This window comes from Zobellia russellii, assembly GCF_044597075.1.
Lineage (GTDB): Bacteria > Bacteroidota > Bacteroidia > Flavobacteriales > Flavobacteriaceae > Zobellia > Zobellia russellii.
This window is the reverse complement of record NZ_CP139000.1, coordinates 1145350-1161012: the sequence shown is the minus strand read 5'-3', so window position 1 is coordinate 1161012 and position 15663 is coordinate 1145350. Positions and strand designations below refer to the sequence as shown.

Here is a 15663-nt window from a genome sequence, read left to right as displayed (position 1 = left end):
AATTTGTGTGTAAGTCGTCTAGACATAGATTCTTTGCAAGTTTCTAAATATCAACACGTATAAACTGTTGGAGAAAGTCTAGAGTTAATTGTTTAATTGGAAAAGAATATTCATAATCTCAACACTCGGTGCTTCTTTAATTTCATAGGCGGCTGGGATGCTCTGTGCTAAATCAGACTTTTGGTAACTTTGTAGAGATGCCATAGAATCCCAGATGTAAACTCCGCCATATTCTCCTTCTTTACCAGTTTTTACGTAATATTTTTGTAAAAGCCCGGGAATGGTTCTAAAACTTGATGCTCTTTCGTTTGCTCTTTTTGATAACTCAACTTCCGGTAAATTCGATTTCAACTTGATTATTTGTAATATCATAATGAATTAGATTTTTATTAGAAGTGTAATCTATTCATTTTTGATAATCGAAAATTGTAAAAATCGGTCGTTTTCATTTTTTAATAATACTTTTGGTGTAAATCCAGTTATTTTCTTTATTCCTTTTATAAAATGGGGTTGATCAAAATAACCTTCTTGAGCATATAATTCTCCTTTTTTAATCTGACTAAAGTTGGAAGCTCCTTTTCTAATATTGCAATAAGCTTTTAATGAAAGACCAAAAGTGGATTGAAAATAGCGATTTATTTGTCGGTCAGACCAATTAGCTTTTTCCGAATAGTACTGAACGGTATTGTTACCTTTTGTTTGGTTAATCGCTTTTAAAAGATGTTCTTTTCTTGGGTCAATACAACTTTGTTTTTCAATACATGATAGTAAGTATTGGTTAAAGTGTTCAAAAACATTAGAGTCTCTTTTTATACTAAGCTCATTAAGATGGGTGTAGGATTTTTCTATGCTTATTATATTATTGAGTATTTCGCTAATATTTTCACGAATTATATTCTCGATAGCAAGCAACCTAAACTGCACACCATATATTGTGGTTTCGGGCGCGATAAATACACTTGTTTTTTGGTTCCATAGACCAGATAAAAACACGTCTTCTAAATTGTTATTATGGTAACAAATTAATAAATCGAAAAATCCATCAGGGAATATTGTGTAGTATTGGAAATCTTTATTTTTGTTTTCAATTTTCCAATAACATCTTACATAATCCTTAAGGTTTTGATTGGGTTGTTCCTGAAAATAAATCATCCAAAACTGTTATTAATATTGGGTTTCTAATTGATTACATTCATCTATTTATTCTAATGTAATTTTATTAATTCTATTTCAACAAATGTTTGGTAAAGGTTTTGTATATAGTTTCTTGCGTGTTTTAAGCACCTATTTTAGCAAATACAAACCAAACTGAAAATCCGCGAGGATTTTCGTAAGTAGGCTAGAACTAGCAATAAATTATATATGGTTTTGTCAACTGGCTTTTAATTGTCAATTACAATCTCTAATTGTCTATTAAGTATTCCTTTTCCCCCAGCCATCAAATCTTTAATTTCTTGATTTACGATTCGTAAGTTAACAATGATTAAACTAGGTGAAGGTTCTTTCATATATTTTCCTTGTTGAATGTGAAAAGAGTTTTTCTTAATTTTTAAAATGTCAAATAAATAACAGGCAAGTGGTCCAGCTGCCATTCCTGTTCCTGACTCCTCTAATATTCCATAGCGAGGACCAAACATTCTCGAAGTAGCGTCAGATTCTATATCGGTAGAGAATACATAGTAACCGATTAAATCGCACGCATCGCTTACTTCACTGATCAAATTAAAATCAGGAATTATATTCTTTAAAGTTTTATTGCTTTTAACAGGAACAAGTATAAATGAATTCCCTGTATTTACTAATTGAATTGGTGCATTTGGAATCAAGTCCGCTTTCTTTAATCCTAATGATTTTAAAACCACACTTTCTTTGTTACTTACATCTGTATATTTTGGAGCCAATTGTTCCATGAATGCTAAATCACCAATTAGTTCTATTTTTCTACTTCCATCAATAGTTTCTTTTGAAGAATTATCATTTTTTAAGGCGCCTATTTGTTTTAAATAAGAAAATGTTGCTACAGTAGCATGCCCGCAATGCGCTATTTGTTTAGTTGGAGTGAAGAAATCCAGCTTAAAATCATCCGTCATAGATTTTGAAACAAAAGCAGTTTCTGATAAACCTACTTTTTTAGAAATCTCAAGTTTATTTCTATCAGATAAGTCATCTGCATTTAAAACTACACCAGCTGGATTACCGCCTTTGCCATTTTCTGCAAAAGCGTTGAGAATTTGTACATTAATAACTTTTTTTGAACTGTCCATTTTCATTTTTTTATATGTTATATATGATGGACGCTATTAGTTATAAAAAGACGTACTAAATTTTAATTATTTTCAAAATCTATTAATTTACCTGTACTATCCGATTCTACATTTGGGCAATCTAAAATGTTTTCTTTTAAAATCTTTTTAGCTTTTTGAACTCTTGATTTTGTGCCGGAATATGAGATTTTTAAGTGTTCTGCAAGTTCTTTTTGAGAGTAGTTTTTAAATGCGGTTAAAATAATTGCTTCTTTATGATGAGATGAAAGACTTTCTATTTTTTGATTAATACATTGAGTTAAGTTGTTGTAATCAAAACTATTAACCTCCAATTCTGGAATTTCTACATCACTGATTGATATGTTATTATGGTTTACTTTTCTAAAGTAGTCAATAATTGTATTCCTGGTGATTTGGTATACCCAAGAAGTAAGTTTAGAAGTATGTTTTAATTGATGAATTTTAGTTTGAATTTTCAAAAAAACCTCTTGATGAATATCTTTTGACGTTTGTTCATCTTTTATTTTCTCCAAAATAAACTTATAAAGTTCTTCATTTAGGTCAATCCAAATAGTATTAATTTCAGTTTTCACAATTTTGGTTTTTCAGCTTGCACATAAAAGATCGTATAACCGTCAGTTACGAGTTTATGCGTGTTAATTTTCGGTTTAGCACAGACTTTAGCAATTCCAAGTGAATTCGGAAGTAGTCGAATTCGCCGTAATTGCGGTTGTATATTGTTCTAAACAGTTTTTATTCATTCTTTTTCATTAAGAAAGTCAGTCCACTTTCATTTAAATGAAAATATAATTTTTCATTTTCTTTTTTAACTAAAATTCCCATTGCGGTAAATCCATCTTCTTGATTTCCGATTTTTACTAACTGCTTTTCCTTAACAAACTTCCATTTAGTTCCGTTTAAAACTTCTGTCATCATCATGTTAAATAATTCCGAATTATTAGTTGTTGTTAACTCAAAATCCTTATTCGATTTAAAATAAAAAGTTGCTTTTTCAAATCCATCAATCAGAGGTTTGAATTGCGGATTAGTTGGTTTTTCCAGTATTTTTTCAACTTTCCATTTTCCAGTCAGTTCAGTTTCATTATTGACTTGTCCAAATACACTCGAACTTAAAGTGATTAAAAATATCAGAGTTAAAATTTTTCTCATTGTGTAGGTTTAAATTGTTTACAACGGTTCGGCTCGTATGTTTGTTTCTATAGTTGAAGATAAGATATTTAAAATAATGCATTAGCTTAAACGAAAGTGTGATTACGTGGTTCGGCTAGATACTGAATATGGATATCGTCGCTTAGGTTTACACACTTTTCAAGCTAATATTTTAAAACATTAGCTTGGTTACTTAACAACAGGCTTAAATAGGAGGGACAGCGAGGTCTCGGCTAGATACATTCAGATGATATCGTTTCATAGGTTTTCCGCCCTTCTATAATTTTCTTTGAATCCGGACAGTACCTAGATCCTAAAAGTTCAGAGATCGAATCAAATGCGAGCAAGGATGCAAAAGAGAATTCTGGCCTTAAAGAAATAGGATATGGAAAAGCGTTTAAAACAAAGTTTAGGTATCGATGTTTCCAAGTTGAATTTATCATTGTCATTAGGTTTCCTAAGTGAAAGGCTGGTCAAGGAATTTAAGTCCCACCCAGATGTTTCCAATGATGTCTCCGGTTACAAGGAGCTTTCAAAATGGTTGGGCAAATCAATTGACAATACTGTTGAGTTGTTGGTTGTCATGGAAGCTACAGGGGTTTACCATCAGGGTATTGCTCATTATTTGCATAAACAGGGTTACGCTGTTTGTGTAATGCAATCCGGTCGCGTAAAGCGTTATGCCCAGAGTTTGGACCAACGGTCGAAGACCGATGCCTTGGATAGTAGAATGCTAAGTATGCTCGGTCTTGAGAGATCCATTCGTCTTTGGAGACCGCCCAGTAAAGAACTACAGCAGTTAAAAGCGTTGAGCAGGGAACGAAGTTCTTTGTTAAAGGACAGGACGATAGAGAACAATCGCCAGGGGGCCATCGAATCGAGTGTTTATAGCAATTCCAAAGCCTTGAAAAGGCATAAGAACAGACTGAAGCTTTTCAACGGTCAGATAGAACTAATAGAACAGGAAATGCAAGAACTTACCTCCAAGAACGAGGTGTTGAAAAGGAAGATCGGTTTTATGACAAGTATTCCCGGTATTTCCTATATTTCTGCGGCTACGGTTATTGGAGAGACCTTAGGGTTTGAATCAATAGTGAACGCAAAACAACTGACGAGCTATGCAGGTTACGACGTTGTATTGCGTGAATCCGGTAACTTCAAGGGAAAGACCAGGATCAGCAAAAAAGGAAACAGTCATATACGGGCAGCTTTACATATGCCATCGATGACCTGTGTGCGCTGTAACCCAACATTAAAACAATTCTACAATAGACTTAAACCAAAGAAAGCAAAGCCATTAGTAGCCTTAATAGCGGTTCAAAGAAAATTACTGATATTGATGTACACGCTTTGGAAAAATGAAGAGGTTTATGATGCCGATTTTGAAACAAAAAAGCAGCAAAAGCATAAAGCCCTTACTGCGCGGGATAACAAATTGATTACTCAACCTGTTTCCTAAAATATCAAAGAAAAAACTTGTTTTTTAACACAGTACCTAAGCGTAGTGCGGAGGCAAGGAAACTTTTCGTTTCCGTCTGCCGACGCAGCTAAAGCTTATTGTTTAGTTTTATTTTTTCTTGTCCAAAGCTAAATCCATAAGATTTAGCGACTTCATAAATATACACAGACCTTTCGGTTTTGCCCTAAAGTCCGCATTACGTTTAGGTTTTGTCGTAAACAGTTATTTTTCGAACAGCTCTTCTAATTCAGTCTGCATAATAGGTTTTAAAGATAAATTAAATGCTTTTTTGTCTTTAATAGGTACCTTGTATGCAAATAGATTCTTGTCTTTTAATCCAACTGCGATTAGCGAAGTATTTTCCACAATTGGAATGTCCATAAGCAGTATGTTTTTGGTGTCTTCTGGATAATAACTGGTAAAAGAATTTAGATTTTCATAAACAATGTAAATAACTATTCCATCTACTTCTTTTTCATTGTTTATTGAAAAGTGGCGTTTTTCAGTTTGTTCAACAATTCTATCGATATTTATCCATCCAAGTTTATTGAAAGTAAGTGCAGTCCCAACTTTAGATTCTATTTTTTCAGTCGGGTTGGCGGTTAATTCATAAATACTATCTTGTTTCCTCCATAATTCTCGATAATATGGTAAAGAATCTAAAGTTATTTCAAATTGAATGTCAATAGCATATGTTTTATCATATCGCATTACTGTAAAATAACTTTCTGTCTGCGTCCAAGATATTTGACTCGTTGTGTCAATAGTTCCGCTGAACAATTGGTCCCGTTTTGATAGTTCTATTGGAAATCTAACTCCAATTGTTGAATTACCTGCGAGTTCAATATCCTCTCCATTACTTTTGAAATTTAAAAAGATTACTCCTGATGATTCAAGCAGTTCATTATCTTTTGTTAAAGTTCTTATGTTGTTTTCAATCAAATCTTGAATATTATAGAATTCTTTTAATTCCATTGTAATTTTATCGGAGCCTTTTACATTAAAAGAATTGCGGTCAAAATATATTTTAGTGCCATATTTACCAGTAATTTCTTTTAATTGGATTGTGTCAAGTTCAAAAATTTGACTTTGTACATTCTCATTAATTTGGAAAGGGTTGAAGATTTTATTTTCCGCCACTTTTTCTTCATTACAGCTTGACAAAAGAAATGCGCCAAATAATATGATGAGTAGATTTTTCATAATTGTTTACAACGGTTGGTATATAAAAAGTAGGCGTTTTCGAAGCACAAAACTTTCGGTTAAGCACAAAGCTTGATATGAGCCATAAGCCTTGATTTTAGTACTAATTCGCATATTTTTTATATACATTGTTCTCTGCTGGCTTTATTCAGACCAGTATTCTATTTTATTTGGGTTTATTTTTAAATCTGAAATACGTTCTAATTTAAAGGTTCTTTCTTCTTCACGCATATAACAATAACCGAAAACGCATACTGAATTATATTGCCCCATTACCTTAAACCCTTTTGGTTTGATTGTTCTAAGACTTTGAACTCCTCCTTCAAATTGTTGTGATTTATGATAATTGAATTTTACATTCACATTAAAATCTACTGCTAATTGTAAGTACCCTTTAATAGTATCTAAATCACTCGACTTAATACTTGTTTCTTTGGTTGTGTAGCGTTTTTCTAATGCTATTGTATATTGCTTTTTTAATGTTTGAGCATCTGTATTGGTAGAGTTTTCCTTTAACTCTAAATTAATATGATGAAGTGCTTTGTAAAAGTGTCTTGATTTAAAATAGGCTTGGGATAACCAATAATTTACTGAATTACTATTTGGTTTTAATTTATTAAATACCAACCAACTTTCTACAGCTTTATTGTAATCTTCTAAATCAAACTGTACACTACCACACCAATAATAAGCGTATGCGTTTGAACTGTCTTTGGAAATAGCTTTTTCGTAATTTATTAATGCGTTTTTTAAGTCTGATTTTTGTTCATAAGAACGACCTAAACAATAGTAAGAATTTGAATTACCTTCTTCTAATGATAAGTACTTTTCAAAATATTCAATAGCTAATGTAAATTCTTCTTTCTTATAATATTCATCTGCTAAAACTTCAAAATCATTGGCTGTTATTTTTCTTGTGTAATTGCAATAATGACTGTTATTACAAGCATAGAAATAACCGAATTTACCATTTCTTTCAATTAATTTACCGTTATCACACCAATCGCATTGAACTGCTGTTATTTTTTCATTTGCTTCAATTTCATCAATAAACTTTGATGTATAATCATTATTAACTAAAAAAGAAACGTGCTTCTTAGCTCTTGTCATTGCTACATAAAACAATCTTCTTTCCTCTCCATTAGGGAATTGGTCAGCTTTAGATAATAAAAAAATTAATAATGGGTCATCTGATATTTCGGAAGGAAAACCATAAGTACCGGAACTACAATTGGTAATAATTACATAATCATTCTCAAGACCTTTCGACCTATGAGCTGTTAAGAATCTTATTTTTAGATTTGGAAACTCATTACAGATATACTCGTATTGATTACTAATTTTATTGTATCTCTCGATAAGAAAACTACCATTGATGAAATTTTTTCTTTCAAAATCATAGCGACCTAAGAGTAAAACCGAAACATCTTCATTGTCACTTTTTTTAGCTATATCAACCAAAGCACCTCTTAAAGCTAAATGCAGATTTTTACTCTTTCTATCTGGGTCTGAATGTTTAAATATAGAATACGGTACTTTTTCTGACTTATGATGACTTTTTAGTTTTTTAGATATTTGATTAGGATTCTTTAGAATAAAATTACTTGATAGGTCGATAAGTTGATTATCAAATCTATAAGTATATTCAATAAATGACGTTTGAGTTACTCTATTATAATCTTTGACTGTAGAGGATTTGAAATGTTTTTCAAAGTTTGTAAATAAGCCAATATCACTACCTGCAAAACGATATATAGACTGCCAATCATCTCCAACACAAAAAAGTTTTGTGCTTGGTTTTTGGTCTAATAATGATTTTATTAATTGAAACCTTGCTTTAGATATGTCTTGGTATTCATCAATAATAATATAGTCATATGGTGATTGATATAAATTGTCCTGTATTATATCTGTAGCGTTATTTATCATATCGCTAAAATCAATTTCCTCTTCTTCTGAAAGGTATTCTTGATACGAATGATATATTGGGTCAAATAATTCTAAAAACTTAATAGCACGGTCATTATCTTCTTTTAATGCCCTCTTTTGAAGATTTGATATATCTTCATTATTTGATTTTAATAAAACTAAAAATGTATCTAATAATTGAGTGAAGTCGCTAATATCTTTAGAGGCATTTTCTTTTAAATAAAGCCATAGTTTATCGTTTGATATAGGATTAAAAACTACTCCAACATCTTCTAAGTTCTTTTTTAGTTCTGATAATAGAATCCCTTTTCTTTGTTGCCAAGAATAAGACTCTACTAATATTGTTGAATTATTGTTATGTTCTTGACGCTTCCATTCAATACCCTCATTATAAACCTCTTTTGCAGACTTACCATCTTTACCATTAAACCAATCAGGTACGTTCCAATTTTCATCAACACCAAAATGCTCTATATAAACATTATAATCAGGTAAATAAAAATCTGGTTTGTATTGACCAAATTGCTTACTTGCTGTTTTGTATTGGTATTTTTCTTCATACTCGTAATTAATGCCATTTCTAAATAAAAAGTTAGCTATAAAAACTTCTTCTTGACTCTTTAAGCGTTCTCTGTATCTTATAATTTGACCATTGCTACGTCTTTTTTCAACCATTTTATAGCCTTCTAATTTTTGCTCGTTTAAATAGTTGTTATGTTCTGCATCCGTCTCAAATTCTGCTATATCTTTGTAAGGCTTTAGATAGTAAGAAATAAAATCAATTAGTAAATTATAATACTCTTCACTTTCTTTAGCGTGGTCAATAAAAGAAGATATACGTTCTAAATGTGATTTACCATTTGCATCATATATTGAAGGCTTTAAGTTATTTACCTGTGCTATTATATCTAAACCTAACTTATTAAAGGTTTTAACCGGTATGTCAATATTCATTTTATTAAAAATCCTATCTCGCATTTCGTCTGCTGCCTTACGAGTAAATGAGATTAATAAAATAGATTGAGGATTTATATTTTGAATAGTTGTTAAATACTTTACTTTACCTGCAATTGTTGTAGTTTTTCCTGAACCTGCCCCTGCAATTACTAACTGGTTATCTTCATCTATGATTACTGCTTTACGTTGCTGAGTATCGAGCGATTTACCTTCAACATCACTTAATAAGCTATCTGTATTTTTTAATTCAGATTCAATAAAATTTTCATTGCGAGAAGTTAAGATAGTGTCAATACTTTCAAAAGTGTATTTGAAAGAGTTTATCTTTTTTATTGAGGTTTCAAAATTAGGTAAGTGTTTATATTCCTTAGACTTGATTGAATTATAATAATGTGCAGTCTCTTTCTTAAAATTAAATATTTCGAAGTTCGATATGTATTTTGGTTGAGATTTAAACTTCTCAAACAATACATTAAACTCAACTATTTTGGCTAAAAAAGGACTTAATTCTTTTCGTTGTTTATCGTGTAATAATGCGAGTTCTTCAATGCGTTTTTTTTCTTCTGCAATACGCTGTCTTTCTTCCTCTTCTCTTTTTAATCTAAGTTTCTTTTTATAGTTCAGATAAAGGATAATCCCGACTAAAAGTATTCCGATTATTATGTATTCCATTAATTGTCTTCGAGTTTTTTTAGCTTGCAGAGAACGGTTTAGCTATGAACAGTACGGGAGCAAACTAGCGTTTGCTTTCCGCCACTCAGATAGCGAAATCTTTTGGTTTTGATTTACTTTTTCCTTTCCAGAGCAAAATCCCAAAGATTTTGCGGACTTCATAAAAATACACAAACCCAGCGATTAAGACCTAAGCCCGTATTGTTTATAGGTTGTGTTACCACACGTTTTTTCTACATCAATAGCTCAGTTTTTTATTCTCCAAAATATCAAACCCAAAATACCCTTTTCTAACTTCCAATTCCACGTTTTTATAAAGCGCCATGTTTTCATAATATTTATGAGGAAAAACCAATTGCTTTAATTTTCCATCATAGTTTATTTTGAACGCAGGTTGCTTTTCATCTCTATGGTATTTACTCCCAGGTAACCAAGTCCGTTCAACAATTTCAAACGTTTCTGTTATAGGTGTTCTGTCCGCTAAATAGTAATTCGTTAACGTAAAAATAGAGCAAGCGATAAATCCAAATCCACATATATAATGCATAGAGGAATAAAAGTAAAGTCCAATTCCGCTGTACTTATATGTTTTGCCGTAATTTTTAAAGTCAACTAAAAATGTTGCTATCCCAACAACAAAAATAATCCCAAATAAAATCGTTAAATCAATTATTGTATTTCGATATATGGTTATCTGCCAAACCATTAAGAATAAACCCAAAATGAAGATGGTAGGGTAAAATATTTTTCTTTGTTTCTTCTTCATTTCTTAAATGTGTGGTAACAATTGTATAAAGCAACTAGTTGCTATACATCTCTTTTAACGGTAATTTACTCAAATCTTGGATATTGTCAATGTATGTAGGAAAATAAGTAATTATTATACGTATAATATACATTTACAAACGTTTAATAGTAAGTGCGTTCGTCCAAGGACAATCTGTTCGATAATTTATTTCTATGTGGTGCTGCTATGCAGTTAGTAGGGTGTAGTAACTTTTTGTAAACCCTTCGTTAGGGTCAAAGGTTATTTATATGGTGATTTCCGGTTTTTGTGCGGTGCAAGAAGTGGTCAGGAATAGGGTGTTGCAAGTAGGGCGCAACATCTGGTGTACACCTAAAAGCACACCCACTTAGAATTTACTGTCCTTTTTCAATTGTTTTGAAAAGACGGTATCTATCAAAAAGTTAGTGGCTTCGGCATCCGATAACAAAGGTGCTTTTTTCTTCTTTTGTATCGGCTGTGTTACAACCAAGTTTTTGCTATTGGAAGTTGAACCGGAATCATCTTCTTCAAAATTGAACTGCTCATTAAGGGTCAGTAGAATTCTTAACGAGGCTTCAAACTTCAGTACTTCGTTCAGAACGGGGAGCTTGGTAATAAGCCGTTCATCAAAATAGGCTGCATCGCCCATAAGGAAGTAGGTGAGTGGCATCGGGTTTTGAACGGCAAGGTTTTCTTGCAATACTTCTTGTCTCATACTAAAAAGCTCCAATTTCTTTGCTCTGTTTATGAGTCGATGTCCAGTTGCGGATTTACGAATAGTTAATATATCAAATTTATCCTTTATCGTAAGTCGGGCAACCTCTTTATAATAATCAAGTGCAATCTTTCTCTTATCAATTTCGTCCAGTCCTAGTATATCCTCTTCATAGGCGTGGAAAAACCCTATCAATGAATTTTCGATTACATCCTCATAAACCTCTAGGATAAAATCATAAAATTCCTTGGTCATTTCTACATTTGGTACATAAAGGGTTTCACTGTTCTTACTGGTGATGGCATTAGGCTTTCCATCAAGTGAGAGCGATACCTTAATTACCTCTTGGAGTATTCCCCTTGTGACCTGCAGGCGAGTGAGCTCGTCCATTGTCAACGAGTTCAGGTGCAAGTCCTTTAATAGCCCAAAATAGCTCATTTATCTGTCTTGTTGATGGATTGGTTCAATAGATTTGAGTAATCCTGTGGTAGTTCTGCATCTATATCCCTAAGATACTTTTCAAGTGCGTCAAGAGTGGCATGGCCGGTTATGAGCATTAATTTACTTTTAACCTCTTCTGGCGTTCCCGTCTTTATCATTTCGCGGTAGAGCATGGTAATATAAGTATGTCTAAAGCTGTACAGCCCATATTCATTACCCAACTTAAAATGGTCCTTCACTTTTTTAAAACGTTTGGAAAAGTAGTTCCGTTTATCATTATCGGCAAGGTTCCACTCTCCACCAAAGCCTTGTGGAGTGAACAGGGCATGTTCAGTGTCCATTTGAGAAAGGTCCGGTAATTGCCCAAGCATTATATCCGGAATGATTTTTATCTTAACAGGTTTGTTCTTGGCCTTGACATATATTTTCTTGTCGTTTATGTCAATGTCGCCCACTTTTAGTCGACATATTTCTATGGGCCTTAACATGTTGTAGCTTACCATTTGAACGAACATACGCATCAAAAGGTCATTCTTCATAAGATGGGCGTCAATTTCCGCCAGCTGTTTCGGTGTATAGGTTTTGTTTCTCTTCGGAACGGATTTCAGAATGTTTATCTTACGTATAAAGTTGTCATCTATCAATTCGTTGTTTTCCAAGGTGCCAAATAGAGCACTGAGGGCTGTTCTAGTATTGTTTCTGTTTCTAGGACTGGAGGTACGCAATACATCGTTCAGGTGGCGTACTACGATCTTCTTATCAATATTCCTAATATCGGAGACATCCACATCATTTTCCGTAAGCCACCTTTGAAACTTCGTGATTCGGCTTTTTTGTTTCTTGAACGAATTATCGTTTAGGGTGCTCTTTTTGATGTTTAGCCCCAGTTCCAAGGCTTCGGCAACCGATACTTTGTGTTTTTTTAAAGGATCGTTTTCTATTTCGGGAATGGGCCCTATTTCGGGTTTGGCGGTTTCGGTGGTGATACTTTTATGTATTGCTTTTGCGGCAGTCCCTTTGTCTGCCTCAATATTCCCTCCAGCCTTACTTATAGAGTGTTCTCTTTTTATTGATTTTCCTCTAAATTTTGCTTCCAGCTCTGAATTGTCTTTGTAAGGGTCAAACCCGGCTTCTAACAATAGAAGGAGGTTTCGCTGTAGCACTTTTAGGAACTGTAATCGTTTGGTTCTACCTTTAAAGCGATTGGCTCCGGCCTTAATAAAGGGTTGCTTTTTTAATTTTCCGGTATCAGGGTCCCTGAAAGAGAAATATACGAACCAAGCTTTAGAAAGGGCATCATCGCGTTGGTTTTTTGAAAGGGCCGACCACTGTGTGATATCAACACCACCTGTATAGATTTTAGGTTCGGTGTAGTTCAATTTCATTTTAAAAGTGTTTACGTTTTCGTTTACGGAACGTAATAAAAAAGAAATACAAGGCATAAAAAAAACGGATTGTAGTTCCCAATCCGTTAGTTTACAGCATTTTAATCTTTGTAGCGAGAGGGGGGCACGATCCCCCGACCTCCGGGTTATGAATCCGACGCTCTAACCAACTGAGCTACCTCGCCGTATTGTTATTTCTAAACGGCTGCAAATATAAAGTTTATTTCTTGTTCTTGGGCAATACTTTGCTAAAATTATTCTATCTCTTTTATTTTTTTATCATAAGGAAATCTATATATTGCCCATCGTAAACACTTAAGAATGGACGATAAAATAAAATTTGAACTAGAATTTGTAATACAATCTTCGCCACAGTTGCTATATACGTACTTGTCAACCCCGTCAGGACTTTCCGAATGGTTTGCCGATAATGTAAACTCCAGAGGTGAAATGTTCAGTTTTATATGGGACGGTGCCGAAGAGGAAGCAAAATTATTAAAGCGAAAAAGTGATGAATTTGTAAAATTCGCCTGGGTAGACAATGAAGACGATTCATATTTTGAATTGAAAATAATTGTTGATGAAATTACCAAAGATGTATCACTATTTATAACCGATTTTGCAGAGGAAGATGAAGTAGATGAGGCCAAAATGCTTTGGACCAATCAAGTAACGGATCTTAAACAGGTTTTAGGCTCTAAGTAACCGTATTCTTCTAATATCATCTTATATTTGGTCCCGATAAATTATCGGGACTTTTTTATGGTTAGCTACAACGGAAATCTACTAGAGGGAAATATACAATTTTTAGATCACCAGAACAGAGGGTTACGTTATGGTGACTCCCTTTTTGAAACCATGAGAATGGTTAACGGAAAACTCTTTTTCTGGGAAGATCATTACCTTAGGGTAATGGCTTCTATGCGTATTCTCCGTATGGAAATACCAATGGAGTTCACTATGGAGTTCTTGGAGTCTAAAATAGGTGAGATAGTAGAGGCAAATGATTTAGGAGGCCAATCTAGGGTTAGACTCACTATTTTTAGGGAAAAGGGAGGTCTATATCTACCAGAAACAAATGAAATCAGCTATTGTATAGAAGCTTTGCCACTAAAAAGCCCTTTTTACGTGTTAAGTGAGGATTCTTATGAGGTGGAACTTTTTAAGGACTTCTATGTAAATGCAGACATGTTATCTACCTTAAAAACGAACAATAAGATTATAAATGTGGTAGGCAGCGTTTTTGCCAAGGAAAACGATTACCAAAATTGTCTTCTATTGAACGGTTTAAAACAAGTAGTAGAAGCTTTAAATGGCAATATTTTTCTTGTAAAGAACGGGGTAATAAAAACTCCTCCGTTAAAAGATGGTTGCCTTAATGGTATTGTTAGAAAGAAACTAATCGATATTTTGAGCAAAATTGAGGGTTACGAATTTCAAGAAGCCTCCATATCTCCTTTTGAACTGCAAAAGGCGGATGAATTGTTCATTACAAACAGCATTGTGGGTGTACAGCCGGTTAGCAAGTACAGGAAAAAAGAATTTGGGAATGCAGTAGCAAAGGAACTTTTGGGCAAGTTAAATGCAACGGCACGTCTTTCTTAAGACTAAGGTGCAGCTTTAATTTAAGCTTGGGTTTTCAGGAGAATTGGACCAAAGAAGATAATCACCGCCCAGTTCTACCATTTTCTCTTTCCAAAATGCTTCGGAAGATTTATGAATCAGGGAGCTTTCATAGTCATTTTCTACAACAATCCAGGATTTGGAAAGTAGCTCTTTGTCCAATTGGAATGAAGACCAACCTGAGTAACCAAGGAAAAACCGGATATCATTTTCCGATATAATTTTCTCGTTGATTAGGCCAATGGTATTCTCAAAATCTCCTCCCCAATAAATACCATCGGAAATCTCAATGCTATTGGCTATTAAATCCGGGACTTTATGAATAAAATAGAGATTGTCCTGTTCAACAGGGCCACCGTTATATACTTGAAACGGAATTTCTATTTCGGTTATAAGCTCGCTAATGGTGTACTCTAAAGGTTTGTTTAAGATAAAACCAACGGATCCCTCTTCGTTATGCTCCGCTAAAAGAACTACTGAACGATTAAAGGACACGTCTCCGGTTAAGGTCGGTTCGGCAATTAGGAGCTTGCCTTTGTTTGGTTTCAGATCTACCATAATTATATGAACTAGTTATAACTAAAATAAGACATTTCTTATAAAAAGCAAATACGAATAAAAAAAAAGCGTCTACACTGTAGACGCTTTTCTTATAATATGGCTCGTAAGTCTTAGTTTACTGAGTTAGCCAAGTCAGATCCTGCTTTGAACTTAACAACGTTCTTAGCTGCAATTTTGATGGTTTTACCCGTAGATGGGTTTCTTCCTTCTCTTGCATTTCTTTTTGATACTGACCAAGATCCAAAACCAACTAAAGAAACTCGGTTACCTCCTTTAAGAGAACCTTCAACATTTCCTAGGAAAGATTCCAATGCTTTTTTTGCTGCGGCTTTTGTGATGCCGGCGTCTGCTGCCATTGCATCGATCAATTCTGTTTTGTTCATAATTTAATTAATTAATTGTTGTTAAACGTATTTTAATGTTAAACAAATTTATACGGATTTGCTTCCAACGCAAGTAAATTGGGGGGAAATCGGCGTTTTTGTTAATAACTATAGGCGTTTGTTGATAAAGTAGGG

Annotated in this window: 15 protein-coding genes and 1 tRNA gene; 3 read left to right on the top strand and 13 right to left on the bottom strand. The window is 33.5% G+C overall.

The features are described 5' to 3' along the window. Window positions 1-84: 84 nt before the first annotated feature. From SJY45_RS04950 to SJY45_RS04930, 5 genes are all read right to left on the bottom strand, one after another. Window positions 85-372 (bottom strand): YdhR family protein, encoded by a 288-nt coding sequence (locus SJY45_RS04950; RefSeq protein ID WP_400073484.1) that lies wholly within the window; start codon window positions 370-372, stop codon window positions 85-87. 30 nt (window positions 373-402) lie between these two features. Then, complete coding sequence (locus SJY45_RS04945; protein ID WP_400073483.1) at window positions 403-1152, bottom strand: DUF6597 domain-containing transcriptional factor; 750 nt, start codon at window positions 1150-1152, stop codon at window positions 403-405. A 230-nt stretch (window positions 1153-1382) separates the two neighbouring features. Continuing rightward, the gene (locus tag SJY45_RS04940; protein WP_400073482.1) at window positions 1383-2270 is read right to left on the bottom strand and encodes a PhzF family phenazine biosynthesis protein; all 888 of its coding nucleotides are present in this window, start codon (window positions 2268-2270) and stop codon (window positions 1383-1385) included. A 56-nt stretch (window positions 2271-2326) separates the two neighbouring features. Next, window positions 2327-2857, bottom strand: coding sequence for a sigma-70 family RNA polymerase sigma factor (locus SJY45_RS04935; protein ID WP_400073481.1), 531 nt, complete (start codon window positions 2855-2857; stop codon window positions 2327-2329). A gap of 160 nt (window positions 2858-3017) precedes the next feature. Next, entirely contained in the window at window positions 3018-3434 is a 417-nt protein-coding gene (locus tag SJY45_RS04930; RefSeq protein ID WP_400073480.1) for a hypothetical protein, read from the bottom strand. A 385-nt stretch (window positions 3435-3819) separates the two neighbouring features. On the opposite strand from SJY45_RS04930, the gene SJY45_RS04925 reads away from it, so the two are divergent. Next, entirely contained in the window at window positions 3820-4893 is a 1074-nt protein-coding gene (locus tag SJY45_RS04925; RefSeq protein ID WP_400073479.1) for an IS110 family transposase, read from the top strand. A 222-nt stretch (window positions 4894-5115) separates the two neighbouring features. Here SJY45_RS04925 and SJY45_RS04920 read toward each other — a convergent pair whose 3' ends face one another. The 6 genes from SJY45_RS04920 to SJY45_RS04895 form a co-directional block, all read right to left on the bottom strand. Further along, window positions 5116-6096, bottom strand: coding sequence for a hypothetical protein (locus SJY45_RS04920; RefSeq protein ID WP_400073478.1), 981 nt, complete (start codon window positions 6094-6096; stop codon window positions 5116-5118). Window positions 6097-6240: 144 nt separating this feature from the next. Next, entirely contained in the window at window positions 6241-9654 is a 3414-nt protein-coding gene (locus SJY45_RS04915; RefSeq protein WP_400073477.1) for a UvrD-helicase domain-containing protein, read from the bottom strand. Between the two features lie 238 nt (window positions 9655-9892). Beyond that, a complete protein-coding gene (locus SJY45_RS04910) occupies window positions 9893-10420 on the bottom strand; it encodes a hypothetical protein (RefSeq protein WP_138660168.1) in 528 nt (175 codons plus the stop codon). Between the two features lie 367 nt (window positions 10421-10787). Beyond that, entirely contained in the window at window positions 10788-11525 is a 738-nt protein-coding gene (locus tag SJY45_RS04905) for a hypothetical protein (protein WP_400073476.1), read from the bottom strand. A 44-nt stretch (window positions 11526-11569) separates the two neighbouring features. Beyond that, entirely contained in the window at window positions 11570-12961 is a 1392-nt protein-coding gene (locus SJY45_RS04900; protein WP_400073475.1) for a tyrosine-type recombinase/integrase, read from the bottom strand. Between the two features lie 111 nt (window positions 12962-13072). Further along, a tRNA-Met gene (locus SJY45_RS04895) sits at window positions 13073-13146 on the bottom strand. A 136-nt stretch (window positions 13147-13282) separates the two neighbouring features. Here SJY45_RS04895 and SJY45_RS04890 point away from each other — a divergent pair. Next, window positions 13283-13666 carry an START-like domain-containing protein gene (locus tag SJY45_RS04890; RefSeq protein ID WP_215440691.1) on the top strand — a complete coding sequence of 128 codons (384 nt, stop codon included), beginning with the start codon at window positions 13283-13285 and terminating at the stop codon, window positions 13664-13666. Window positions 13667-13723: 57 nt separating this feature from the next. Beyond that, the gene (locus SJY45_RS04885; RefSeq protein ID WP_400073474.1) at window positions 13724-14566 is read left to right on the top strand and encodes an aminotransferase class IV; all 843 of its coding nucleotides are present in this window, start codon (window positions 13724-13726) and stop codon (window positions 14564-14566) included. 15 nt (window positions 14567-14581) lie between these two features. Here SJY45_RS04885 and SJY45_RS04880 read toward each other — a convergent pair whose 3' ends face one another. Further along, entirely contained in the window at window positions 14582-15142 is a 561-nt protein-coding gene (locus SJY45_RS04880) for a YqgE/AlgH family protein (protein ID WP_215440689.1), read from the bottom strand. Window positions 15143-15255: 113 nt separating this feature from the next. Continuing rightward, window positions 15256-15528 carry an HU family DNA-binding protein gene (locus tag SJY45_RS04875; RefSeq protein WP_038233355.1) on the bottom strand — a complete coding sequence of 91 codons (273 nt, stop codon included), beginning with the start codon at window positions 15526-15528 and terminating at the stop codon, window positions 15256-15258. Window positions 15529-15663: the final 135 nt, after the last annotated feature.

What these genes read in the sequence shown, in the direction of transcription:
- SJY45_RS04915 (WP_400073477.1), bottom strand. Translation starts at nt 9,654, where the DNA reads ATGGAATACATAATAATCGGAATACTTTTAGTCGGGATTATCCTTTAT.
- SJY45_RS04925 (WP_400073479.1), top strand. Translation starts at nt 3,820, where the DNA reads ATGGAAAAGCGTTTAAAACAAAGTTTAGGTATCGATGTTTCCAAGTTG.
- SJY45_RS04930 (WP_400073480.1), bottom strand. Translation starts at nt 3,434, where the DNA reads ATGAGAAAAATTTTAACTCTGATATTTTTAATCACTTTAAGTTCGAGT.
- SJY45_RS04920 (WP_400073478.1), bottom strand. Translation starts at nt 6,096, where the DNA reads ATGAAAAATCTACTCATCATATTATTTGGCGCATTTCTTTTGTCAAGC.
- SJY45_RS04875 (WP_038233355.1), bottom strand. Translation starts at nt 15,528, where the DNA reads ATGAACAAAACAGAATTGATCGATGCAATGGCAGCAGACGCCGGCATC.
- SJY45_RS04950 (WP_400073484.1), bottom strand. Translation starts at nt 372, where the DNA reads ATGATATTACAAATAATCAAGTTGAAATCGAATTTACCGGAAGTTGAG.
- SJY45_RS04885 (WP_400073474.1), top strand. Translation starts at nt 13,724, where the DNA reads ATGGTTAGCTACAACGGAAATCTACTAGAGGGAAATATACAATTTTTA.
- SJY45_RS04945 (WP_400073483.1), bottom strand. Translation starts at nt 1,152, where the DNA reads ATGATTTATTTTCAGGAACAACCCAATCAAAACCTTAAGGATTATGTA.
- SJY45_RS04910 (WP_138660168.1), bottom strand. Translation starts at nt 10,420, where the DNA reads ATGAAGAAGAAACAAAGAAAAATATTTTACCCTACCATCTTCATTTTG.
- SJY45_RS04940 (WP_400073482.1), bottom strand. Translation starts at nt 2,270, where the DNA reads ATGAAAATGGACAGTTCAAAAAAAGTTATTAATGTACAAATTCTCAAC.
- SJY45_RS04905 (WP_400073476.1), bottom strand. Translation starts at nt 11,525, where the DNA reads ATGGACGAGCTCACTCGCCTGCAGGTCACAAGGGGAATACTCCAAGAG.
- SJY45_RS04890 (WP_215440691.1), top strand. Translation starts at nt 13,283, where the DNA reads ATGGACGATAAAATAAAATTTGAACTAGAATTTGTAATACAATCTTCG.
- SJY45_RS04900 (WP_400073475.1), bottom strand. Translation starts at nt 12,961, where the DNA reads ATGAAATTGAACTACACCGAACCTAAAATCTATACAGGTGGTGTTGAT.
- SJY45_RS04880 (WP_215440689.1), bottom strand. Translation starts at nt 15,142, where the DNA reads ATGGTAGATCTGAAACCAAACAAAGGCAAGCTCCTAATTGCCGAACCG.